This window comes from Amycolatopsis circi, from assembly GCF_003385235.1.
In the GTDB taxonomy this organism is placed as follows: Bacteria; Actinomycetota; Actinomycetes; order Mycobacteriales; family Pseudonocardiaceae; genus Amycolatopsis; species Amycolatopsis circi.
The window spans coordinates 112,685-134,871 of sequence record NZ_PQIA01000019.1; the positions used below are offsets into that span (position 1 = coordinate 112,685).

A 22,187-nucleotide genomic window follows, 5' to 3' on the forward strand; every position below is an offset into this window, starting at 1 on the left:
GCTCAGCCGAAGCCGACGAGCGAAAGCCAGCGGTCCAGGTACACCGTGTCGCCGGCGCGGTGCGCGACCTCCGACGACAACCTGCCGTAGACCATCAGCAGCAGGTCGCCCAGCGGCGCGGCCGCGGTGACCGCCGTGTTCTCCGGCGGGCCCGGGCACCAGGCCGGTCGATCGCCGGTGAGATCGACCGTCCAGGAACTCGCGTGGTCGGTCGGTGCGAGGTGGATCGTGCGGTCCGGGCCCAGCAGTTCGCGCCGTTCGGGTACGTGCTCCAGCAGCTGCGGCAGCGACCCGAGTTCCAGCCATTCCTCCATCGCGTCGTGCGCGACTTCCGGCGTGACGGTGAATTCCCCGCCCGCGGCCAGCGTCGCGTCGGCGCGGTGGATCAGCGTCTCGTTCATGAACCGGCGCGCGTAGAACGCTGCTCTCGGCGGCCCGTTCGGCACCGGTGTGAATACCTCCGCGTCCGGACCCGCTTCGCGCAGCGTCGCCACCAACGCCTTCGCCCCGTCCACGAGCCACGATGCCGGGCGCGGGGTGTTCACCGGATTCTGGAGTCCGTCGGCCTGCAGCCAATGGTCGGCCCGCGTGCGCACGATTTCTTCCGCCCATCGGTGCCCGGTGCTGACGTGATCGAGCAGTTGCCCGAGGTTCCATTCCGGGCACGCCGCGACCCGCGCCGTCCGGTCCGCGCCTTCGACGGCCGCGGCGAGCAGTTCCGTCTGCCGCACGATCTCCGCGCAACGCTCGTGGAAGTCCATCGGGTGTCCTTTCCGGTTCAGATCCGCTGACACCAGACAGTCGGAGCCGACGCGGCTGACCAGACACCGCGGCCGGAGAAGCGGGAGAAACTGGGTTACTCCACGCTCCAGGCGTCTCCCCATTCCGCGTCGCGAGCGGCGCGGTAACGGACGCCGTGCCGCTTCGACACGACGGTGCCGGGCGCGAGCCCGTCGGCCGTGCAGAGGTCGAGTTGCACGAACCCCTTGTGCTTGCGCGGATGCCGGATGATCCGGGCCGACGGACGGTCGACTGGTGCCGACGTGGCCGCCACGTACGAAAACTTTTCGTCCTCGAATCCCAGAGTGCCGGACTTGATCCGCCGGTGCACCCCGCTTCGGGGCAGCCGGGCGGAGAAGTGGCACCAGTCCTCGCCCGGCTTGATCGGGCAGACGTCGTCGTGCGGGCACGGCGCCACCACGCTGCGGCCCATCTCGCGCAGAACGTCGCGAGCCTCGCGGATCCGCTCGAATCCGGCCGGCGTTCCGGGCTCGATGAGCACGACGGTGCCAGCCTTGGCAGCGAGCCACTGGACGATGTCGGTACGGCCGCGTTCGGGCAGTTCGCCGAGGACGTACGAGAGAGTGACCAGGTCGGCCTCCGGCGCGGCTGACGCGGAATCGACCAGCCCGCGCTGCCAGACCGCGGTGCGGACGGCCGGTTCGTCGGCGTTCGCCGCCAGCTTGCGCCCCAGCGCCAGCGCGGCCGCCACCTGCTCCAGGACAGTGCACTTCTCCAGCGACGGCCAGACGCCGGCCGCTGCCCACACCGCCGCTCCGGTGCCGCCGCCGATGTCGACGTGGGTCTTCGGGGCGAACCCGGGCGCGGCGGCAGCCACCTCGCCCAGCACGGCGCTGACCGCCGCGTACGTCGCTGGCATCCGGTACCCGGCGTACGCGGCGACATCCAGCTCAGACGAGAGGATCGGCGACGTCGCCGAGTCGCCTTGTCGATAACGCTTGCTGAGCCGGTCCACGGCCTGCGCGAGCCGGGATTCGGGGAACCGGCCGAGCTCGTCGTCGAGGGCGGCGCGGAGACGTTCGGGGAGTACTGCCACGGACAACGATTCTCCCACGCCCGTTTTGTCCGCCGAAGTTCGCCTGACCTGCTAGTTTCGCGACCGGGAAAAAAGTTTGAGGATCGTGTCGATCCGGCCGCGGCCCGTTCGACGCAGGGGTGAAGGCAAGCCGAGAGCGAAGGGGAACCGAAGATGCGATTCATGGTGATCATGAAGGCCAGCGAAGAGAGCGAATCGGGCCAGCTGCCGAGCACCGAACTGCTCGCCGAGATGGGCAAGTTCAACGAGGAACTCGTGCGGGCCGGCGTGATGCTCGCCGGCGAGGGACTGGCCCCCAGCTCCCAGGGCGCCCGGGTGAAGTTCTCCGGCGACAGTGAGCCGAGCGTGGTCGACGGGCCGTTCGCCGAGACCAAGGAGCTGATCGCCGGATTCTGGATCCTCCAGGTGCGTTCGCTCGAGGAAGCGGTGGAGTGGATCAAGCGCGTGCCCAACACCGACGGCGCGCACCACGAGATCGAGATCCGGCGGATCTTCGAGGCCGACGACTTCGGCGACAACCTCACCCCGGAACTGCGGGACGCCGAAGAGAAGCTGCGCGAGCAGGCCGCGCAGAACTGATGCGGTTCATGGTGCTGGTGAAAGCCAGCGAGGATTCGGAAGCGGGAGCTTCGCCCAGCCCCGAGCTGATCGAGCAGATGGGCCAGTTCAACACCGAACTCGCCGAATCCGGCCACCTCGTGCAGGCCGCCGGGCTGACGCCCAGCTCGGCGGGCGCCCGGCTGCTGTGGTTCGAAGGGGAGGCGGAGCCGGGCGTGGTCGACGGCCCGTTCGCCGAGACCAAGGAACTCGTCGCCGGCGTGTGGATTCTGGAGGGGGAGTCGGTCGCCGAAATCGTCGAGCTGATGAAGCGGGCGCCCAACCCGGACCGGCGGGCGGGCACCGTCGAGATTCGCCCGATGGCGGGCGAGCTCTGACTCCGCGCCCGCCCGAGGGTTGCCTCGGGCGGGCCGGGCCGGTCTGATGGGCCGGTGGACACGCGAAATGCGGTAGAGGCCGTTTGGCGGATCGAGTCGGCGCGGGTGATCGCCGGTCTCGCGCGGATGACCCGCGACGTGGGCCTCGCGGAGGAGCTGGCGCAGGACGCGCTCGTCGCCGCGCTCGAACAGTGGCCGGAGACCGGGGTGCCGCGCAACCCGGGCGCCTGGCTGATGACGATCGCGAAGCGGCGGGCCATCGACCTGTTCCGGCGCAACGAAACCTTCGGCCGCAAGCTGGACGAGATCGGCCGGGAGGCCCAACAACTCGGCGAGGGCGTGCTGCCTGACTTCGACGCCGTGCTCGACGACGAGCAGATCGAGGACGACCTGCTGCGGCTGGTGTTCACCGCGTGCCACCCGGTGCTGTCCGCCCAGGCGCGGGTGGCGCTCACGCTGCGCATGCTCGGCGGGCTCAGCACCGACGAGATCGCCCGTGCCTTCCTGGTGAAGGAATCCACTGTCGCGCAACGCATCGTGCGGGCGAAGAAGACGCTTGCCGAGGCCAAGGTGCCGTTCGAAACCCCGGTGGGCGACGAGCGCGTGGCACGGGTGCCCGCCGTGCTCGAAGTGATCTACCTGATCTTCAACGAGGGCTACTCCGCCACGCGCGGCGACGACTGGATGCGGCCCGCGCTGTGCGAGGACGCGCTGCGGCTCGGCCGGGTGCTGGCGGGCCTGATCCCCGGCGAACCGGAAGTGCACGGCCTGGTGGCGCTGATGGAGATCCAGGCGTCGCGCTCGGGGGCGCGCACCGGCCCGAACGGCGAACCGGTGCTGCTGATGGACCAGGACCGCAGCCGCTGGGACCGCCTGCTGATCCAGCGCGGCCTCACCGCGCTGGCCCGGTCCGAACGGCTGGCGGACGGCACATACGGGCCGTATTCCGCGCAGGCCGCGATCGCCGCGTGCCACGCCGTGGCGGTCACGCCGGAGGAGACCGACTGGGCGCGGATCGCGGCGCTGTACGCGGGGCTGGCGCAGCTCACGCCGTCTCCGGTGATCGAGCTGAACCGGGCCGTCGCGGTCTCGATGGCCGAGGGACCGGAAGCCGGGCTGGTGCTGGTGGACAAATTGCTGACCGAGCCCGCGCTGAAGAACTACCACCTGCTGCCGAGCGTGCGCGGCGACTTTCTGTACAAGCTGGGCCGCCGCGACGAGGCGCGCGCCGAGTTCGAGCGCGCGGCGAAGATGACCGGCAACGAGCGGGAGCGCGCGTTGCTTCTGGATCGGGCCGAGTCGTGCAGCAAGCTGGAAGCGGGAACGAGGTAGCGGGGCACCGTGCGGTGCGGGAGTGCTCGTCATGCCCGCAACGGTCCACCGCGAGCCCGACAATTCCCGGCCCTGCCACCAGCCATCCCCAGGGTTGTCCACAAGTCGACACGCCTGTGGACAACCTGTTTCCGCTGGTAGAAGCGGCGAACAACCGGCAAGAAACCCGATCCGGTGAAAAGATCAGCGGTTTCGCACGTACCCCAGCCGCATCGACAACGCGGCCGCCGTCCCGGCCACCGTCGCACCCAGTTCGTCCGCCCGGCGCATCACCCGAGGCGCCGGCCCGGCGACGCTGATCGCCGCGATCGGACGCCCCGAGTGGTCCCGCACGGCCGCCGCGACACAGCCGACGTCCGGCTCGTTCTCCAGGTCGTCCACGGCCCAGCCGCGCCGCCGCGTGCGCGCCAGCTCGTCCAGCAGCCGGACCGGATCGTTGATGGTCTTGAGGGTGAGGCTGTCCAGCTTCATCCGGCGCACGCGCTCCACCCGATCGGCTTCCGGCAGCGCGGCGAGCCAGGCCTTGCCCAGCGACGTCGCGTGCTGCGGCCGTCGAGTGCCGAGGCGGCAGGAGAGCGTGACCGCGCTGGCACTGCGTTCGGTCGCGACGTAGACCATCGCGTCGTTGTCCGGCACCGCGAGGTACGTCGTCTCCCCGGAACGCTCGGCCAGCGCGGTGAGATACCGCGGCGCGCAGCGGTGCAGGTCGGTCGCCGCCATCGCGCGGGCGCCCAGCTCGACCAGTCGGGTGCCGAGCCGCACGCGTCCGGTGACGGTGTCCGCCTCCAGGTACTCCAGCCGCTTCAGGGTGCCGACGATCCGGTACGCCGCGCTGCGCGACAAGCCCAGCTGGCGGGCGAGCGCGTTCGTGGAGATTTCCTGGTGCTGCCCGACGTGCTCGAGCACCGCGAGCCCACGCTCCAGGGTGCCGCTTTGGTCCAGCCCGCGTACTGCTGCGTCCACGTTCGCCCTCCGCCTGTCGCTCTGCGTTCCCGGTCACCGGTGCGTGGTGCCATCAAGCGGGGTTGGACGCTAACACCTCCGATGTATGGACGGAAGATCTTGACCGATCCTTGTCATTCGGCGACGTAAAGGTTGCGCCGAATGGTTCAACCTCCGATCGGTAAGACTGCTTACAAAGGGTAACGGAGACTGGAGTCACCCTCTCAGGGAAATCACAGCGCCTGTGACGCACGGTTTGCGTGATGTCTACACGTCTGCGTACCCGGGCGTCGGTCGCCGCCGGGCGGCTGACCGCGTGGTTTTCCCGTACCGCCCGGCTGGGCCGCGGCGGGGTGATCGGCGGCCGCGTCACGCTGCGGCTCGACCCCAAGGCGCTGCGCAGGCTCGGCCGCGATCGCACAGTCGTGATCATCACCGGCACGAACGGCAAAACCACTACCTCGCTGATGCTTACCCGCGCGCTCGAAGCGCTCGCCGAGGTCGCGCACAACGGCGACGGCGCGAACATGCCCGACGGCCTGGTCGCCGCGCTCGCCGCGAGCCCGGACGCGCCGTACGCGGTGCTGGAGGTGGACGAAACTTACGTTCCCTGGGTGGCCGAACAGGTGCAGCCCGCGGCGCTCGTGCTGCTCAATCTCAGCCGGGACCAGCTCGACCGCGTAGGCGAAGTCCGGATGATGGAGCGCGACCTCCGCGCCGCCTTCGCCGGGCTGTCGCGCACGGTCGTGGTCGCGAATTGCGACGACGTCCTGGTCACCTCGGCGGCTTCGGCGGCGGCGCGCCCGGTGTGGGTCGGTACCGGACGGCGCTGGTCGGGCGATTCCGTCTCCTGCCCCCGCTGCGGCGGCGCGATCACCCACACGGATCGCGAATGGCGGTGTGCGGTCTGCGCGTTCGCTCGCCCGGAGCCAACCTGGACCCTCGACGGCGACCTGGTCCACACGCCCGGGGGCCGGCAAGTGGACCTCGACCTGCGCCTGCCGGGCGAGGCCAACCGGGCCAACGCCGCTCTCGCGCTCGCCGCCGCGCATTGCGTCGGCGTGCCGCCGCACACCGCCGCGGCCCGGCTGCGCACGATCACCGATATCGGCGGGCGATACCGCACGATTCGCCGCACCCGGCATTCGGTGCGGCTCATGCTTGCGAAAAATCCGGCTGGGTGGGCCGAAACGTTGCGTGTGCTCGACGAGGACACCCCGGTCGTCGTCGCGGTCAACGCGCACGAGGCGGACGGCCGCGACCTGTCGTGGCTCTGGGACGTGCACTTCGAGCGGTTGCGCGGCCGTCAGGTCGTCGTCGCCGGAGAGAGATCCGCGGACCTCGCGGTGCGGCTTTGCTACGCCGAGGTGCCGCATTGGTCGGCCCCGGACCCGGTCAGCGCGATCGACACGCTGCCGCCGGGCGGGGTCGAACTCGTCGCGAACTACACCGCTTTCCGCGACCTGGTCGACCGGTTGCCCGATGTCTGATTCGACCGTCGGCATCGGCCTCCTGCTCCCCGAGGTGCTGGGGACGTACGGCGATTCCGGCAACGCGCAGGTGCTCTGCAAACGCTTGCAATGGCGAGGTTACGAGGCCGAGGTGGTGCCGGTCTCGCTCGACTCCGCGGTTCCGTCCACTTTGGACCTCTACCTGCTCGGCGGCGGCGAGGACATGGCGCAGGTGCTGGCCGCGGACTTCCTGCGCGACTCGCCGGGGCTGCGGAGCGCGGCGAACGCGGGACGTCCGGTGTTCGGCGTGTGCGCCGGCCTGCAGATCCTGGGCACGCGCTTCCTCGGCGTCGACGGCATCGAGCATGCCGGGCTGGGGCTGCTCGACCTGGTCACCGAGCCGTCGCAGCAGCGCGCGGTGGCCGAGTTGATCATCGAACCGAACCTGCTCGAGACTCCGTTGACCGGCTTCGAGAACCATCAGGGCGCGAGCGTGCTCGGACCGGGCAGCGCGCCGCTCGGCCGCGTCGTCCGCGGCACTGGCAACGGCGACGGCACGGAGGGTGCGGTTACTGACCACGTCCTCGGCACCTATCTCCACGGCCCGGCGCTGGCACGCAATCCAGAGCTGGCTGACCTGCTGTTGACCTGGGTGCTAGGCCACGCGCTGAAGCCGTTGGACCTGGCAGAAGTGGACACGCTGCGCTCGGAACGGCTGGCTGCACGCCGCGCCCGATGACGTCTCTCGCTGCTCGTTACGCTGCGTGCGTGAGACTTCTCGCTGCAGCAGGCGTCCGGATGCGGACCACCGGGGTTGCCGTGCTCGCGCTTGCGCTGGCCATCGCGACCGCGTGCGTCGTCGTGGTGCTCCTGCTGCAGCAGTCGCTCGACCGAAGCGTCACCGAAAGCGCGCGAAGTACGGCGCGGCAGGTTGCCGTTCAACTCGTGCGCGCGGGCGCGCGAGACCTGTCACCTAGCGACGTCGCGAGCACCGGTGACACTGAAGCCGTGACGCAGGTCCTCGGGCCGCGAAGCACACCTATCGCGAGCGATCCGGCGATTGTCGGCCGTCCGGCTATCACCGCCGCGCGCCCGGCTCCAGGGCAAGAAACCGTCGAGACGCTGCCGCTCGGTTTAGACGGCGACGGCAGCGACTACCGCTTGGTCTCGGAAGGCGTCAACGGGCCGGGCGGACCGTTCACCGTCATCTCCGCACGGTCGCTTGAGCCAGTCACCGAAGCGTCTGCGCGGCTTACGCTGCTGCTAGGGCTGATCTCGCTGCCACTGCTCGGTATCGCTGGTTTCGCGGTGTACCGCTCGGTCGGGTCCGCGCTGCGACCGGTTGAGCGGATGCGGCGCACAGTCGCCGAGATCTCGACGCGCGACCTCGCGTTGCGCGTGCCGCTGCCGCCTGGCGGCGACGAGGTGCACCGGCTCGCTGTAACGCTGAACGAGATGCTCGAACGGCTCGGTTCCGCGCAGGCCGCGCAACGCCGCTTCGTCGCCGACGCGAGCCACGAGCTGCGCTCACCGTTGTCGACCATCAGCACCGCGCTCGACGTTTCGAACCAGCACCCGGAGACCACCAACGAACTGGTGCCGGTGATCACTCGCGAGACCGCGCGCCTGCGAGAGCTGGTTGACGACCTCCTGATGCTCGCGCGCACCGACGACGCCACAGACCGTCCTGCACGTACTGAGGTTGATCTGGACGACATCGTCCGCGCCGAAGCCGAACGCGTACGCGGCGAAGCAGCTGTCGAGATCGAAGTGCGTGCAGGACCCGCGAAGGTGCGCGGTAGCGAGGCGCAGCTGCGTCGCGCCGTACGCAACCTCGTCGACAACGCTTGCGGGCACGCGCGCGAGCGGATCCGGATTGCGAGTTCGGTGCAAGATGAGATGGTCGTGGTGGAGGTGAGCGACGACGGCCCGGGAGTCGCCGAGGAGGACCGGGAGCGGGTGTTCGAGCGGTTCATGCGGCTGGACGCGTCACGGCGGCGGGGCGGCACCGGGCTGGGCCTGTCGATCGTGGCCGGCATCGCGGCCCGGCACGGCGGCCGCGCGCGGTACGTCGACGTGGCCGATCCGAGCTACCCGGGCGCGCACTTCGTGATCGAACTGCCGAGCATCGAACTGCCCCGGATCGAGGAGGACTGAGCATGCGGTTGCTGATCGTGGAGGACGAGCTGGAGTTCGCCGAAACCCTTCGCCGCGGCCTGGTCGCCGAGGGGTTCACGGTGAACGTGGCGCACACCGGCCGGGACGGGCTCTGGTCGGCGATGGAGCACGATTACGACGCCGTGGTGCTCGACATCATGCTTCCCGAGCTTTCCGGTTACGAAGTGCTGAAACGCTTGCGCGCCGGGGAGAATTGGACGCCGGTGCTGATGCTGACGGCGAAGGACGGCGAGTACGACGAGGCCGATGCCTTCGACCTCGGCGCGGACGACTATCTCTCGAAACCGTTCTCGTTCGTCGTTTTGCTGGCTCGGCTGCGGGCGCTGCTTCGCCGGGGTGCGCCGGCTCGTCCGGCGGTGTTGACCGCTGGGGATCTGCAGCTCGACCCGGCCGCGCGCACTGTCCACAGAGGAGAGACGCGGATCGAGTTGACCGCGCGCGAGTTCGGGCTGCTGGAGTTTTTGCTGCGGCGGCAGGGGGCGGCGCTGACCAAGAACGAGATTCTCGGCCACGTGTGGGATGCGCATTACGAGGGGGACGAGAACGTGGTCGAGGTTTACGTCGGGTATTTGCGGCGGAAGATCGACGCGCCGTTCGGAACCCGGACGATCGAGACGGTGCGCGGGGTGGGGTACCGGCTAGTCGGATGAGCGGGCACGTCCTTTTCCTCAATGGCACGTCCAGTTCCGGCAAGTCCAGTATCGCGGCGGAATTGCTGGATTTGCTGCCGGGACCGTATTTCTACGTGCCGAGGGATGCGATCAACAGCATGCGCTCGCGAACGCAGACGCCCGAATTCGGCACGCCGGAGTTCGACGAGGTTTTCGAACGGACTGTGCGCGGCTACCACCGAATGCTGGCCGGGCTCGCGGCGGCGGGAAACGGGGTGATCGCCGACCACGTACTGAGGCCGCATTGGCTTGCCGACTGCCTGGAAGTATTGCGGGAGCAGGAAGTTACCTTCGTGGGCGTGCACTGCCCGCTGCCGGAACTGCGGCGGCGAGAGCAGGCGCGAGGCGATCGTCCCGCCGGGCTAGCAGAACAGCAATACGCGGTCGTACATGCCCATGGCGATTACGACCTCGAATGCGACACGTCAGTGCACAGTCCGCGAGAATGCGCGCAACTCATCGCGGACTTCGTCGCGAAACCCGGTCGTTCGCAAGCGTTCACCCGATTAAGCCAGTGAAATCCCCGCCACCGCACGCACCACAGCAGTGCACCGGTCCTCGACATACTCCAACCCGGCGTCAGAAGCGATCTGCCGTGCCTCCGCCGACACAAGCCCCTGCTGCAACCACAACGCCTTAGCCCCGATCGCCACCGCGGAACGCGCGATGTCCGGCGCTTCCTCAGCCGGACGGAAGACGTCCACCAGATCCACCGGCTCCGGAATCTCCTCCAGCGATCGGTACACCTTCTCCCCGAGCAGTTCAGTCGCCGACGGATGCACCGGGATGATCCGGAAACCGTGCGCCTGCAGGGAAGCCGGTACGCCGTGCGCGGCCTTGCCCGGGTCGCGACTCAGTCCGACGACAGCGATAGTGCGCGCGTTGGCGAGGATTTCTTCGGGCTTCATACTTTCCTCAACACTCCAAGACAGCGAGGGATTCCACGACAGTCACAAGCGCCACAACCGCAGGCCGCGAACGCGATAGACCGGCCACAGCACCTGCCACGGCGACCGTCGCAGGAAGGCGGAACTGCACACGAGAACATTGCGAGCGACAGTGGACGCGACCTCGTGCCGGTCCGGCCACGCTTCGCCGCGGGCACCGAGCGCTAGGCGAAAGACAGTCAGCAGACCGCGTCCCTGCACGTCATAGCGGGCGCCGGTGTCGCCCGCATCGGGCAGGAGCCGGGCGATTTCCACGCGAAAGGCACCACCAACCGCCGCGCCCGCCGGTACATCGGCAACGCTGCCCACGATCGCCCGGCCATGCAGCCGACGCGCGAATCGCGTGAGCAGCCGTCGTTCCCACCAGGGCAGCAAGCGGCGGTGAGCCAGCAGCGCGGCACACTCGCCGTGGCCGAGGGCGAAGATCTCGGCGAGATCGTCGTATCGGCTGATCGCGGTCGGCTCCGCCAGATGCAGCCGCACCTCGAAGCGGACCCGCGCGATCAGCTCGTCGATCGCTTCCCGCCGGTCGAGCCGTGCTTTCTGCCGCGAAGCCGCCCAGTCGCCCATGGGCACCCACTCTGATCCCGGCAGTGCACCGAGTCCAGTGGTTCAGCCGATCTTCGAGCCGTACATCTCGCCGAGGTCGTCCGCGATCAGCTCGATCCGGGCGCCGTCCGGGTCGGCGAAGTAGATCGACGTGCCGCTTTCTTCCTGGTACTTCACGCCGGCGGCGTCGAGCCGCGAACGCGCGCCCGCCCAGGCTTCCGGAGTGAGCGACAGGGCCAGGTGGTGCAGCCCGCCGAGCACCTCCGCGTACGGGCCGAGGTCGAGGCCGGGCAGGTCGAAGAACGCGACCGCGTTGCCGTTGCCGACGTCGAAGAAGAAGTGGCTCGACCCCGGGTAGTCGCGGTTCTCGATCAGCTCGGTGAGCGGGAAACCGAGGATGTCCTGGTAGAAGGTGATCGTCCGCTCGACGTCGCTGGACAGCAGCGCGGTGTGGTGGATGCCGCGGCCCACGGTCGCCGGGCGTTCCGCGGCGGGGTGCAGATGCTGGTCCCGCAGCCGGTCGCGGGTTTGCGCGAGCTGGGCGACTTCGGTCTCGGTGGGTGCCATTTCGGGTCACGTCCTCTCTGGGAGCCAACACGAAGAACCGTACGCCGACAAACTCTCGCGAGCAAGAGGTTTCTAAGTAAGAGAAGTAACTCGTACCGGTGAATGGAACGAACGGGTTGGCTCAGCCGGCGCGGTCAGGCAAAGTTCGGCCCGTGGAACCCGCTGAGCTGCAGGACGCCGTCGCGCTGCTGACGAGCGCGTACGAGCGCCACGAGCCGATCGATCCGCTCGTGAAGACCTTCCCCGACGGCACCGTCGAAGACGCCTACCGCGTGCAGCAGGAGCAAGTCCGCGCGTGGGTGGCGGCGGGCGACGTGGTGCGCGGCCACAAGGTCGGCCTCGCCTCCGCGGCGATGCAGCGCCAGATGGGCGTGAACCAGCCCGACTTCGGGCACCTGACCAGCTCGATGTTCCTGCTCGAACACCAGCCGATCCCGACGACGCGGTTCCTGCAGCCGCGCATCGAACCGGAGATCGCGTTCGTGCTCGGCGCTCCGCTGCGCGGTCCGGGCGTGACTGTCGCCGACGCCGTCCGCGCGGTCGACTTCGTACTTCCGTCGCTGGAGATCGTCGATTCGCGGGTCCGGGACTGGAAAATCTCGATCTTCGACACCGTCGCGGACAACGCGTCGTCCGGCGGTGTCATCCTCGGCAGCAGCCCGACTAACCTGCGCGACGTCGACCTGCGGCTCGCCGGCTGCACGCTGCACGTCAACGGCCAGCTCGCGGCCACCGGCGCGGGCGGCGCGGTGCTGGGTTCGCCGATCAACGCACTGGTGTGGCTTGCCAACACCGTCGGCCCGCTCGGCGTGAAGCTGGAACCCGGCCACGTCGTCCTGCCCGGTTCGATGACCGCCGCGCAGACCGTCCGCCCCGGCGACACCGTCGTGGCGACCATGGCCGGCCTGGGCAGCGTGACCGCGGTGTTCGCTCCGGAGGAGGAAAAGTGACCGCCGAAATCGTTGCCGCAGCGCAGGAATTGCTCAACCGGACGGAAGAAAGCGCGCAGCTCACCGACACTTGGCCGGACCTCGACCTCGCCACCGCCTACGCGATCCAGGACGAGGCTCTGCGGCTGCGTCAGGAACGCGGCGAGACGTTGATCGGGGTAAAGCTCGGGCTAACGTCGCGGGCGAAGCAGCAGCGGATGGGCGTCGAAGAACCCCTGCTCGCGTGGCTGACCGACGCGATGGTGCTGCCCGCGGGCGCGCCGACGCCGCAGCTCATCCACCCGCGCGCGGAGCCGGAATTGGTGTTCGTGCTCGGCGAGCGACTCGCCGGTCCGGGCGTTACCGCGGCTACCGCTCTGGGCGCGGTTTCCCAGGTATACGGCGGAATCGAGATCATCGACAGCCGTTACCGCGACTACCGGTTCACCCTGCCGGACGTCGTCGCGGACAACGGATCGTCAGCTCTGTTCGGGCTCGGCTCGGTCGGCCGCCCACCGTCCTCTTTGGACCTGTCGCTGGAAGCCGCACTGCTCGAAGTGGACGGTCAGATCGTCGACACCGCGACCGGTGCCGCGGTTCAGGGACACCCGGCCGAGGCGTTGGCATTGGCGGCGAATTCCTTGGCCGCACGCGGTTTGGCGCTGGAACCGGGCTGGCTCGTGCTGACCGGCGGGATGACCGACGCCGTCGAACTGCGGCCCGGCTCTCGCGTCGCCGCGCACTTTTCGAACCTGGGTTCGGTGACGATCAGCGGGTAGCGAGCCGTTTGATCCCGGAGATCACGCGCGGCCACACTTCGCGCGGCAGGTCGTGTCCCATGCCGGGCACGAGGTCGAGGTCGGCACCCAGCGCGCGGGCGGTCGCGCGGCCGCCGGACACGTGCACGAGCGGGTCCGCCGTACCGTGAATCACCAAGGACGGCAAGGAAAGCCGGCGCAGATCGGCGGTCCGGTCGCGGGAGGACAGGATCGCGGCGAGCTGCCGGAACACGCCCGCCGGGTTGAGGCCCCGGTCGTACGTGCGTTCCGCGCGCTCGCGGAAGTGGTCCTCGTCGAACACGTAACCGGGCGAGCCGATCAGCCTGGACGTGCGCACCAGTTGCGTTACGTAGTCCTCGCGCGTGCGCGGTCCCGGGGCCAGCATCGCGAGCGCGGCGCGCGGGCTGGGCAGGCCGACGGTGCGCGCGCCGGTGGTCGACATGATCGAGGTCAGCGTCCGCACGCGCTCCGGATGCCGGATCGCGAACTCCTGCGCGATCATTCCGCCCATCGACGTGCCGACGACGTGTGCGCGTTCGATGCCGAGCGCGTCGAACAGTTTGCCCGCGTCGTCGGCCAGATCGCCGAGCGAGTACGGCGCGGACCGCAGGAAGTACGCGAGCGGCAGGCTGGCCCGGCCCGTCCACCACTGCGAGCGGCCGACGTCGCGGTTGTCGAACCGGTGCACGTGGAAACCGGCCTCGGCGAGCTGGACGCAGAACTCGTCGTCCCACCAGATCATCGGCGCGGCGAGGCCCATCACCAGCAGCAACGGCGGCGCATCCGGGTCGCCGAACGATTCGTGGCACAGGGTGATGCCGCCCGCTTCGATGGTCTGCTCGCTCATGGGGTCAGTCTCGCGCACTCCGGAGGTAGCGGGCACGGAGGAACGGGCGGAACTCGTCGGCGGACCCGAGCCGGACATCGATTTCGTGGGTGAGGACGTCCCCTTCGGGGGTGATCCGGTGGACCGCGACGCCGCGTTCGGTCTGCTTTTCGAGGTGCAGCGTGCCGTCGCGCCAGCCGCCGCGCGCGGGAGACGCGGGCGGGAAGCCGTAGCTGTCGAAGCCGAACCACAGCGTGTCGCCCGTTGTCGGGTCGACGGTGAAGACGTGGTGTCCCAGCATTCGCGTGCCGTCTTCGCGGGTCTGGACGTAGTCCTCCAGTACGGCGAATCCGTCGAGCGCGCGGCGGTAACTGCAGGTCGCGGTGGCGGTCGCGGCGGGAGCCCAGGGCGCGGCGGCGAGTTCTTCGGTGCCGGACCAGTCTCCGACGAGGGCGGCCAGGGCTTCGTGCGCGGCGCCGACGACGGGCATTTCCATGAGTGTCCCCCTAGGTTTCGACAGGTACCTGTCGAAGTGGAACACTAGCACGCATGTCATCGAGGACGCCCCGCGCGGAAAGCCTTACCCAGCTCGTCAACGAGGTCTTCGTGGCCAACGGCGCACTGCTGGCCGCAGGCGACGCACTTACCGCGGAAGGCGGGTTGACCGCCGCGCAATGGCAGGTCGTCGGCTTCCTCGAAGACGGTCCGGTGACCGCGGCGGAGCTGGCCCGGCGGCGGGGACTGCGGCGGCAAAGCGTGCAGGAGACGGTGAATCGCCTGCTGCGAGACGGAATGCTCTCCCGCGCCGACAATCCGGCGGACGCCCGCGCGCCGCTGCTGCGGCTCACCGCCAAGGCTCGGGCGGCGTTGCGCGTTCTTGGCTCTAGGCAGGCGGAATGGGCGGATGGCGTCGCTTCGCAGTTGCCGCTGGCAGACGTCGAGACGACCTTGCGCACGCTTCGCGCGTTGCGCGATCTGGTCTGAGCGAACCGCGGGTAGTACTCTCCCGCTAGAGCGATCTATCAAATCGCAAGGGGGCGAGCAGTATGGACGTTCTGCACGAGAAGGGACTCGGCCCGCTGCGGGTGATTCTGGCGTTCACCCTGGTCAGTACGGTCCTGCACTACACCCACAACGTCGTGCGCGCGGCGGACTACCCGCAGGTCCCGGGTATCAGCGTGCCGGTCACGCAGGTCGTCGTGGCTTTGAGCTGGGTGGTCTTCACCGTGTTCGGCGTGCTCGGTTATCGCGCCTACGTGCGCGGCCAGTACTGGCGATCGCTGGCGTTTCTGCTGGTCTACTCGCTGTCCGGACTGGCGAGCGCGGGGCATTTCCTGGTCGGCGTGCCGCAGATCCCGGCGTTCTGGTTCGCGACGATCTTCACCGACGCGTTCGCGGCGGTCGCGCTGTGGGTATTCGGGTGCTGGGCGGCGATGCGCCTCAACCGGGTGAGCGTCGGGCAAATGTCTACACAACATTGACGTTCGTTGAAAGCATGTAGACAATCGGGGGCGTGACCACCACCACACCTGTCACGTTCGAGCGGCATCCGGACACCTACCGGCACTGGCGGCTGACCGTCGATGGCGAGGTCGCCTGGCTGGAGATGGACGTCGACGAGCAGGGCGGCCTAGTGCCCGGGTACGAGCTGAAGCTGAACTCGTACGACCTCGGCGTCGACATCGAGTTCTACGACGCCACGCAGCGGCTGCGGTTCGAACATCCGCAGGTGCGCGCGGTGATCGTGACGAGCGCCAAGGACAAGGTGTTCTGCGCCGGGGCCAACATTCGGATGCTCGCCGCGTCGCCGCACGAGTGGAAGGTGAACTTCTGCAAGTTCACCAACGAGACCCGCAACGGCATCGAGGACGCGACCGAGTTCTCCGGCCAGACCTACGTCGCGGCGGTGAACGGCAGCTGCGCCGGCGGTGGCTACGAGATCGCGTTGGCCTGCGAAAAAATCCTGCTGGTGGACGACAACTCGTCCACCGTCGCGTTGCCCGAGGTGCCGCTGCTCGGCGTGCTGCCCGGCACCGGCGGGCTGACCCGCGTGGTCGACAAACGGCGCGTCCGCCGGGACCTCGCGGACGTGTTCGCCACGCGGCCGGACGGGGTCAAGGGCCGGACCGCGGTCGACTGGCGGCTGGTGGACGAGCTGGTGCCGCGCGTCGGGTTCCGCGAGAAGGTGCTGTCGCGGGCGCACGAGCTGGCCGCCGAATCCGACCGGCTGCCTGCCGAGCAGGGGATCGAGCTGGCGCCGCTGGAGCCGTCGATCACCGACGACGGAATCGAGTACCGGCACGTTCGCGCCGCGTACGATCGGCCGAACTCGCTGGTCACGCTCACCGTGCTCGGTCCTTCCGGAGAACCCGAACTGGACGGCTGGTTGTTGCGGCTGACGCGCGAAATGGACGACGCGATCCTGCGGCTGCGCACGAACGAACCGGACCTCGGTACCTGGGTGCTGCGCACCGAAGGCGATCCGGAGGCGGTGCTCGCGCACGAGGAGGTCGTGCTCAGCGGAAAAGACTGGCTGAGCAACGAAATCCTGCACTACTACAAGCGCACGTTGAAGCGGCTGGACGTCACGAGCCGCACCTTGATCGCGTTGATCGAACCGGGCAGCTGCTTCGCCGGGAGCCTGCTTGAGCTGGCCTTCGCGGCGGATCGGCAGTACCTGTTGGACGGGCCGCCGATCGACGACGAAGACTCGCCGGAACGCGCGTCAATCACCTTGTCCGAAGCCAATTTCGGCGTCTTCCCGATGGGCAACGGCCTGTCCCGGCTCGAGTCGCGGTTCTACGGCGACGACGACCACCTGACGTGGCTGGCCCGCGAACGCGACCGTCCGTTGAGCGCCGCCGAGGCCGTCGAACTCGGCCTGGTCACCGACGCGCCGGACGACCTCGACTGGGAGGACGAGATCCGGATCGCGCTGGAGGGCCGGGCCTCGCTGTCGCCGGACGCGCTCACCGGGATGGAGGCGAACCACCGGTTCGTCGGCCCGGAAACGATCGAAACCAAGATCTTCGGGCGGCTGACCGCCTGGCAGAACTGGATCTTCACCCGACCGAACGCCTCCGGTCCCGAGGGCGCGCTACGGCGCTACGGCACCGGGCAGAAGGCGGTCTTCGACAGGAAGCGGGTCTGAACGATGCCCGAAAAGATCGACTACGACGCCAAAATCCCGAACAACGTCCACCTCGCCGACGATCGAAGGCTGCAACGCGCGCTGGAGGGCTGGCAGCCGAAATTCATGAACTGGTGGGGCGAGATGGGTCCCACACTGGAGACCGAGGGCGTGTACCTGCGCACCGCGGTGAGCGTCGGCCGCGACGGCTGGGCGCACTTCGACCACGTGAACGTGCCGGATTACCGCTGGGGCATCTTCCTCGCCGAGCGGGAACCGGACCGGCGGATCGCGTTCGGCGAGCACGCGGGCGAACCGGTGTGGCAGCAGGTACCCGGCGAGTACCGCGCCGACTTGCAGCGGCTGATCGTGATTCAGGGCGACACCGAACCGGCGTCGGTCGAGCAGCAGCGGTTGCTCGGGCTCACCGCGCCGTCGCTGTACGACTTGCGCAATCTCTTCCAGGTGAATGTGGAGGAGGGACGCCACCTGTGGGCGATGGTCTACCTGCTGCACGCGTACTTCGGCCGCGAAGGCCGGGACGAGGCCGAGGGGCTGCTGCTGCGCAACTCCGGCAGCCCGGACGCGCCGCGCATCCTCGGCGCGTTCAACGAGGAAACGGCCGACTGGCTCGCGTTCTACATGTTCACGTACTTCACCGACCGCGATGGGAAATACCAGCTCGGCACGTTGAAGGAAAGCTCGTTCGACCCGTTGTCGCGCACCTGCGAGTTCATGCTCAAGGAAGAGGCGCACCACATGATGGTGGGCACCACCGGGGTCGACCGGGTGGTGCTGCGCAGCGCGGAGCTGATCCGCGAGCACGACACGTACGACATCGCGTCGCACGGCGGCATCCCGCTGGAGGTGATCCAGCGGTACCTGAACTTCCACTACACGGTGTCGCTCGACCTGTTCGGCAGCGAGACGTCGACCAATGCGGCGAACTACTACACCGCCGGGCTCAAGGGCCGCTGGCAGGAGGCGCGGCGCAAGGACGACCATAAGCTCACTGAAGATGCCCGCCTGCTCGACCGTCCGCGCGACGACGGGACCTGGACGTCCGAGGAACTGCAGGCCATCCTGCTGCTGAATCTCGACCTGCGCGGCGAGTACACCGCGGACTGCCAGACCGGGGTCAACCGGTGGAACAAGATCCTCAGCGACGCCGGCATCGACTTCCGGTTCGCGTTGCCGCACCCTGGTTTCAACCGCGAGGTCGGCATAAACTCCGGCCACCACGTTACTCCGGACGGCAGCATCGTCGACGAGTCCACGTGGGAGGCAGCGCGGCACCACTGGCTGCCGACTGCCGAGGATCTGACGTTCGTCCGGTCGCTCATGCACCCGGTGTACGAGCGCGGGAAGATCGCCAGCTGGGTCGCGCCGCCGAGGCAGGGCATCAACGGAAAACCTTTCGACTACGAGTACGTGTACCTCACCTGAGGGGGCACCCCGATGACGGTTCCCGCGCACTTCAACGCCGCGGAGTACCTGCTCGGCAGCGGCCGGCCGGACGCGCTCGCGGTCGTGTCGCCGCGGCGCACGCTCAGCTACGGCGAGCTGGCCGCCGAGACCCACCGGGTCGCGTCCGGACTGCGCGCGCTCGGCGTGCGGCCGGAGGAGCGGGTGATGTTCTGCATGGTCGACGACGTCGAACTGCTGAGCGGGATCCTCGGCGCGATGCTCGTCGGCGCGGTCGCGGTGCCGGTGTCCACAATGGTCACCGGGCTGGAACTGGGCCAGGTGCTCGCCGATTCGCGGGCGCGGGTGCTGTGCGTGTCCGGGGAGTTTTCGGCGCAGGCGGCAGGAGCGCTGACCGGTGCGCCCGAGGTGACCGACGTCGTGCTCGACCGGGCGGATCCGGCAGAATTCCCCGCCGGGGTGCGGACGCATCGGTGGCCGCTGACCGCTTCGGACGATGTGGTTGCCGCGCCGACCTGGGAGGATTCGCCCGCGCTGTGGCTGTACACCTCGGGCACGACCGGGCAGCCGAAGGGCGCGATGCACCGGCACGGGAGCATCCGCGCGGTGTGTTCGACTTACGCGTCGCAGGTGCTGGGAGTGTCCTCTTCGGACCGATTCCTGTCCGTTCCCAAACTGTTCTTTGCCTACGGGTTGGGCAATTCGGCGTTCTTCCCGCTCTCTTGTGGAGGGACGACGCTGCTGGAGCCGGCACGTCCGACGCCGGGGATCATCGCCGCGCGGGCGCGGGCGGATCGGCCGACGTTGTTCTTCGGAGTGCCGACGTTCTATGCGGCGCTGCTGGCCAGCGACGTGCCGGATGACTCGTTTTCCTCGGTGCGGTACGCGGTCTCGGCCGGAGAGCCGTTGCCATCAGCGCTGTTCACGCGGTTTCGTTCGCGGTTCGGGGTCGAGATCCTGGACGGGATCGGGTCGACCGAGGCGTTGCACATCTTCCTGTCCAACCAGCCGGGCGCGGTGCGGCCGGGGAGCACCGGCGTGGCGGTGCCGGGGTATTCCGTCGAGCTTCGGGACGAGCAGGGCACGGTCATTTCAGAGGCGGACCGGGCGGGCGAGCTGTTCGTGTCCGGCCCGTCCATCGCGACCGGGTATTGGGCGCGATACGAGACTACGAAACAGGTTTTCCAGGGACCGTGGCTGCGGACCGGGGACAGTTATGTGCGCAATTCGGACGGCACCTACACGTGTCTCGGCCGATTCGGTGACATGTTGAAGGCGGGCGGAATCTGGGTGTCTCCGTCCGAAGTGGAGGAACGACTGCTGCAACATCCGGCCGTTGCCGAGGTCGCGGTGGTCGCCGCGCCGGACGAGGACGGATTGGACAAACCGGTGGCGTGCGTGGTCGCCGCGCCTTCGGCCACTGTGGACGCTGAGGAGCTGATCGAATTTTGTCGCGAGGGCTTGGCGGCGTTCAAGCGACCGCGCGGGGTGGTGGAGATGGCCGAACTGCCGAAGACGGCGACCGGGAAGATCCGGCGGAACGTGATCCGCGAAATGGTGCGCGAGTCGCTGCTCGTGCCGCAGCCGCAATCGTGATCGACTGGCCGGCATGATCGACGAGCACTTCGTGGTGGACGCCCACGTGCACACCCCGCGACTGCCTACGCTCAAGCCCGCGTGGCTGGACTGGGCGCGCGACTTCGCCGGCGAGTACCCGTGGCGCACGGTGTACGACGCGGACGGCACGGTGATCCCCGCGGCGATGGACGACCTCATGGCGAGCGAGGGCGTCGACCGGGTGCTGTTGTTTTGCGAATACAGTCCGCGGGCTACCGGCATCCAGGCGATTGAAGACAATCTTCCGTTGGTCGCCTACAACCCGGAGCGATTCCGGCTGGTGGCGAACGTCAACCCGCATCTGCACCATCCGCTGGTCGACGAGGTGGAACGGCAGATCGCGCTGGGCGCGGTGGCGCTGAAGATCCACCCGGTGCACGGAGCGTTTTCCCCGGCGGACAAGGAGCTGTACCCGGTCTACGCCTTGTGCGCCGAACGTGGGGTTCCGGTGATCCTCCACTCCGGACTGTCGGTTTTCCCCGGATCCCGTGCTGGCTATGGGGATCCCGCGCTGCTGTCCGATGTGGTCGAAGACTTCCCGTCGGTGAACTTCGTGTTCGCGCACGGCGGTCGAGGCTGGTGGTACGACGTGGCGGCGTTCATGGCCCAGGCGAGGCCGAACGTCTGGCTCGACCTCGCCGGGCTGCCGCCGAAGAAGCTGCCGGAGTACTACGCGCGCTTCGACCTCGTTCGGTTGGCGCGTAAGTGGATCTTCGGCACTGACTGGCCGGGTGTGCCGGGAACCGCGGTGAACGTCCGCGCGGTTGCCGATCTGGGGTTGCCTGCTGATGTCTTGGAAGGCGTTTTGTCCGGCAACGCGTTACGGCTGATGCCCGGCTTGCGCTGAACTACTTCCGCCAGAACAGGTGATGCACGACCCCGCTGGGGCTGGGGATTTTCTCCAGGTGATAGCGGTCGGTCAGCTCGTCCGGGCTTTCCCAAAGCCGTTCCCCAGCCCCGAGTTCGATCGGCGCGACGGCGATGTGCACCGTGTCGACGAGTCCGGCGTCGAGGAATTGGCGGATCGTGTGGACGCCGCCGCCGATCCGCACGTCCTTGTCGCCAGCGGCCTTCTTCGCCTGCGCGAGCGCTTCCTCCGGACCTGCGTCGAGGAAGTGGAAAGTGGTCTGGCCCAAGGTGATCGAGGGACGTTCGTGGTGGGTGAGGACGAAGACCGGGGTGCGGAACGGGGGTTCGTCGCCCCACCAGCCCTGCCAGTCGTGGTTCTCCCACGGGCCGCGTTGCGGACCGAATTTGTTGCGTCCCATTATTTCCGCGCCGATGCTGTCGCTGCGGTGCATGTCGCGGGTGAAGTAGTCGTCGAGTCCGCGGGTGCCTCCCGGTTCGCTGCGCATGGGCCAGCTTGCGGTGGCCCCGGCCCAGGAGAAGAGCGGTCCCGGATCGGGATGGCCGAACGGCTGCTCGAGGGTTTGGTCGGGACCGGCGCCGTAGCCGTCGGCGGAAAGGTTGAAACACTGGACGCGTACGAGCATCGGGAACCCCCTGCTTGTCTTTTGCAAGCACTATGCCCGAGGTGATGGTAAAGTGCAAGTGGTCGGAGGAGGTGTGCGATGCCGGACGGTCCGCGCTCGGGGTGCCCGATCAACGCCGCGATCGAGGTGATCGGCGACCGGTGGAGCCTGCTGGTCCTGCGCGACATCATGTTCGGCGATCGGCGGCATTTCCGGCAATTGCAGTCGCAGTCCGAGGAAGGCATCGCGTCGAATATCCTCGCCGACCGATTGCGCACGCTGACCGAGGCGGGATTGCTTACGCGCGATTCGGCGGGGCGCGGGCAGCGCGCGACTTACAGTTTGACGGAAGCGGCAATTCAGCTGGTGCCGGTGTTGGTTCAACTGGGGAGCTGGGGATTGCGGCATCGGCCGACGACGCCGGAATTGCGCGTGCGGGCGGAACTCCTGGAGGCGGGCGGGCCGCCGTTGTGGGAGGAATTCATGGCGGAGCTTCGGGAGCGGCATCTGGGGACTCCGCGGCCGGACGGGGACGGGCCGACGGCTACGGAGCGGTTGGCGGCGGCTTACGCGGAGGCCGTCGCTCGCGGGTGACGCCTC

General features: G+C 68.6%; 26 protein-coding genes. 17 read left to right on the forward strand and 9 right to left on the reverse strand.

Annotation, left to right across the window (positions count from 1 at the left end):
- Window positions 1-2: 2 nt before the first annotated feature.
- Both D0D37_RS10600 and D0D37_RS10605 read right to left on the reverse strand, forming a co-directional pair.
- A complete protein-coding gene (locus D0D37_RS10600) occupies window positions 3-761 on the reverse strand; it encodes a maleylpyruvate isomerase family mycothiol-dependent enzyme (protein ID WP_116200327.1) in 759 nt (252 codons plus the stop codon).
- 95 nt (window positions 762-856) lie between these two features.
- On the reverse strand, window positions 857-1,837 hold the full coding sequence (locus tag D0D37_RS10605) for a small ribosomal subunit Rsm22 family protein (protein ID WP_116200409.1): 981 nt from the start codon (window positions 1,835-1,837) through the stop codon (window positions 857-859).
- Between the two features lie 153 nt (window positions 1,838-1,990).
- On the opposite strand from D0D37_RS10605, the gene D0D37_RS10610 reads away from it, so the two are divergent.
- Genes D0D37_RS10610 through D0D37_RS10620 form a run of 3 tightly spaced genes read left to right on the forward strand, consistent with a single transcriptional unit; the run spans window position 1,991 to window position 4,104 of the window.
- Complete coding sequence (locus D0D37_RS10610) at window positions 1,991-2,416, forward strand: YciI family protein (protein WP_116200328.1); 426 nt, start codon at window positions 1,991-1,993, stop codon at window positions 2,414-2,416.
- On the forward strand, window positions 2,416-2,772 hold the full coding sequence (locus D0D37_RS10615) for a YciI family protein (protein ID WP_116200329.1): 357 nt from the start codon (window positions 2,416-2,418) through the stop codon (window positions 2,770-2,772). The genes D0D37_RS10610 and D0D37_RS10615 overlap by 1 nt, the downstream gene beginning before the upstream one ends.
- Before the next feature lie 54 nt (window positions 2,773-2,826).
- The gene (locus D0D37_RS10620) at window positions 2,827-4,104 is read left to right on the forward strand and encodes an RNA polymerase sigma factor (RefSeq protein WP_116200330.1); all 1,278 of its coding nucleotides are present in this window, start codon (window positions 2,827-2,829) and stop codon (window positions 4,102-4,104) included.
- A gap of 183 nt (window positions 4,105-4,287) precedes the next feature.
- On the opposite strand, the gene D0D37_RS10625 is transcribed toward D0D37_RS10620, so the two are convergent.
- Complete coding sequence (locus D0D37_RS10625) at window positions 4,288-5,067, reverse strand: IclR family transcriptional regulator (RefSeq protein ID WP_078870254.1); 780 nt, start codon at window positions 5,065-5,067, stop codon at window positions 4,288-4,290.
- Window positions 5,068-5,309: 242 nt separating this feature from the next.
- On the opposite strand from D0D37_RS10625, the gene D0D37_RS10630 reads away from it, so the two are divergent.
- From D0D37_RS10630 to D0D37_RS10650, 5 genes are read left to right on the forward strand one after another with little or no spacing between them, the layout of a single operon-like run.
- On the forward strand, window positions 5,310-6,536 hold the full coding sequence (locus tag D0D37_RS10630) for a MurT ligase domain-containing protein (protein WP_116200331.1): 1,227 nt from the start codon (window positions 5,310-5,312) through the stop codon (window positions 6,534-6,536).
- Window positions 6,529-7,236, forward strand: coding sequence for a type 1 glutamine amidotransferase (locus D0D37_RS10635; protein ID WP_116200332.1), 708 nt, complete (start codon window positions 6,529-6,531; stop codon window positions 7,234-7,236). The genes D0D37_RS10630 and D0D37_RS10635 overlap by 8 nt, the downstream gene beginning before the upstream one ends.
- A 29-nt stretch (window positions 7,237-7,265) precedes the next feature.
- Window positions 7,266-8,654: a HAMP domain-containing sensor histidine kinase gene (locus tag D0D37_RS10640; RefSeq protein ID WP_244223466.1), complete on the forward strand. Its 1,389-nt coding sequence runs from the start codon at window positions 7,266-7,268 to the stop codon at window positions 8,652-8,654.
- Between the two features lie 2 nt (window positions 8,655-8,656).
- Window positions 8,657-9,325 carry a response regulator transcription factor gene (locus D0D37_RS10645; RefSeq protein WP_116200334.1) on the forward strand — a complete coding sequence of 223 codons (669 nt, stop codon included), beginning with the start codon at window positions 8,657-8,659 and terminating at the stop codon, window positions 9,323-9,325.
- On the forward strand, window positions 9,322-9,864 hold the full coding sequence (locus tag D0D37_RS10650) for a chloramphenicol phosphotransferase CPT family protein (protein ID WP_116200335.1): 543 nt from the start codon (window positions 9,322-9,324) through the stop codon (window positions 9,862-9,864). Before D0D37_RS10645 ends, D0D37_RS10650 begins: the two co-directional genes overlap by 4 nt.
- Here D0D37_RS10650 and D0D37_RS10655 read toward each other — a convergent pair.
- The 3 genes from D0D37_RS10655 to D0D37_RS10665 are packed head-to-tail and all read right to left on the reverse strand — an operon-like array spanning window position 9,853 to window position 11,409.
- Entirely contained in the window at window positions 9,853-10,254 is a 402-nt protein-coding gene (locus D0D37_RS10655; protein WP_116200336.1) for a CoA-binding protein, read from the reverse strand. The genes D0D37_RS10650 and D0D37_RS10655 overlap by 12 nt on opposite strands.
- A gap of 42 nt (window positions 10,255-10,296) precedes the next feature.
- Window positions 10,297-10,863 (reverse strand): hypothetical protein, encoded by a 567-nt coding sequence (locus tag D0D37_RS10660; protein ID WP_116200337.1) that lies wholly within the window; start codon window positions 10,861-10,863, stop codon window positions 10,297-10,299.
- Window positions 10,864-10,905: 42 nt separating this feature from the next.
- The gene (locus D0D37_RS10665) at window positions 10,906-11,409 is read right to left on the reverse strand and encodes a VOC family protein (RefSeq protein WP_116200338.1); all 504 of its coding nucleotides are present in this window, start codon (window positions 11,407-11,409) and stop codon (window positions 10,906-10,908) included.
- A 152-nt stretch (window positions 11,410-11,561) separates the two neighbouring features.
- Here D0D37_RS10665 and D0D37_RS10670 point away from each other — a divergent pair, with 152 nt between their 5' ends.
- Both D0D37_RS10670 and D0D37_RS10675 read left to right on the forward strand, forming a co-directional pair.
- Window positions 11,562-12,359 (forward strand): 2-keto-4-pentenoate hydratase, encoded by a 798-nt coding sequence (locus tag D0D37_RS10670; RefSeq protein WP_116200339.1) that lies wholly within the window; start codon window positions 11,562-11,564, stop codon window positions 12,357-12,359.
- Window positions 12,356-13,117: a 2-keto-4-pentenoate hydratase gene (locus D0D37_RS10675; RefSeq protein ID WP_208719894.1), complete on the forward strand. Its 762-nt coding sequence runs from the start codon at window positions 12,356-12,358 to the stop codon at window positions 13,115-13,117. Before D0D37_RS10670 ends, D0D37_RS10675 begins: the two co-directional genes overlap by 4 nt.
- Here D0D37_RS10675 and D0D37_RS10680 read toward each other — a convergent pair.
- Both D0D37_RS10680 and D0D37_RS10685 read right to left on the reverse strand, forming a co-directional pair.
- On the reverse strand, window positions 13,107-13,964 hold the full coding sequence (locus tag D0D37_RS10680; protein WP_116200340.1) for an alpha/beta fold hydrolase: 858 nt from the start codon (window positions 13,962-13,964) through the stop codon (window positions 13,107-13,109). The two genes, D0D37_RS10675 and D0D37_RS10680, sit on opposite strands and share 11 nt — an antisense overlap.
- A 4-nt stretch (window positions 13,965-13,968) precedes the next feature.
- Window positions 13,969-14,433 carry a DUF1579 family protein gene (locus D0D37_RS10685; protein ID WP_244223467.1) on the reverse strand — a complete coding sequence of 155 codons (465 nt, stop codon included), beginning with the start codon at window positions 14,431-14,433 and terminating at the stop codon, window positions 13,969-13,971.
- A 59-nt stretch (window positions 14,434-14,492) separates the two neighbouring features.
- On the opposite strand from D0D37_RS10685, the gene D0D37_RS10690 reads away from it, so the two are divergent.
- From D0D37_RS10690 to D0D37_RS10715, 6 genes are all read left to right on the forward strand, one after another.
- Window positions 14,493-14,927, forward strand: coding sequence for a MarR family winged helix-turn-helix transcriptional regulator (locus D0D37_RS10690; RefSeq protein ID WP_116200342.1), 435 nt, complete (start codon window positions 14,493-14,495; stop codon window positions 14,925-14,927).
- 62 nt (window positions 14,928-14,989) lie between these two features.
- Window positions 14,990-15,424, forward strand: a complete 435-nt coding sequence (locus D0D37_RS10695; RefSeq protein WP_116200343.1) for a hypothetical protein — start codon at window positions 14,990-14,992, stop codon at window positions 15,422-15,424.
- A gap of 32 nt (window positions 15,425-15,456) precedes the next feature.
- A complete protein-coding gene (boxC, locus tag D0D37_RS10700) occupies window positions 15,457-17,094 on the forward strand; it encodes a 2,3-epoxybenzoyl-CoA dihydrolase (protein ID WP_116200344.1) in 1,638 nt (545 codons plus the stop codon).
- A gap of 3 nt (window positions 17,095-17,097) precedes the next feature.
- A complete protein-coding gene (gene boxB, locus D0D37_RS10705; protein ID WP_116200345.1) occupies window positions 17,098-18,519 on the forward strand; it encodes a benzoyl-CoA 2,3-epoxidase subunit BoxB in 1,422 nt (473 codons plus the stop codon).
- A gap of 12 nt (window positions 18,520-18,531) precedes the next feature.
- A complete protein-coding gene (locus D0D37_RS10710) occupies window positions 18,532-20,094 on the forward strand; it encodes a benzoate-CoA ligase family protein (RefSeq protein WP_116200346.1) in 1,563 nt (520 codons plus the stop codon).
- Window positions 20,095-20,107: 13 nt separating this feature from the next.
- Window positions 20,108-20,962, forward strand: a complete 855-nt coding sequence (locus D0D37_RS10715) for an amidohydrolase family protein (RefSeq protein ID WP_116200347.1) — start codon at window positions 20,108-20,110, stop codon at window positions 20,960-20,962.
- Between the two features lies 1 nt (window position 20,963).
- On the opposite strand, the gene D0D37_RS10720 is transcribed toward D0D37_RS10715, so the two are convergent.
- Window positions 20,964-21,608: a dihydrofolate reductase family protein gene (locus D0D37_RS10720; RefSeq protein WP_116200348.1), complete on the reverse strand. Its 645-nt coding sequence runs from the start codon at window positions 21,606-21,608 to the stop codon at window positions 20,964-20,966.
- A gap of 78 nt (window positions 21,609-21,686) precedes the next feature.
- Here D0D37_RS10720 and D0D37_RS10725 point away from each other — a divergent pair, with 78 nt between their 5' ends.
- Complete coding sequence (locus D0D37_RS10725; RefSeq protein WP_116200349.1) at window positions 21,687-22,181, forward strand: winged helix-turn-helix transcriptional regulator; 495 nt, start codon at window positions 21,687-21,689, stop codon at window positions 22,179-22,181.
- Window positions 22,182-22,187 lie beyond the last annotated feature (6 nt).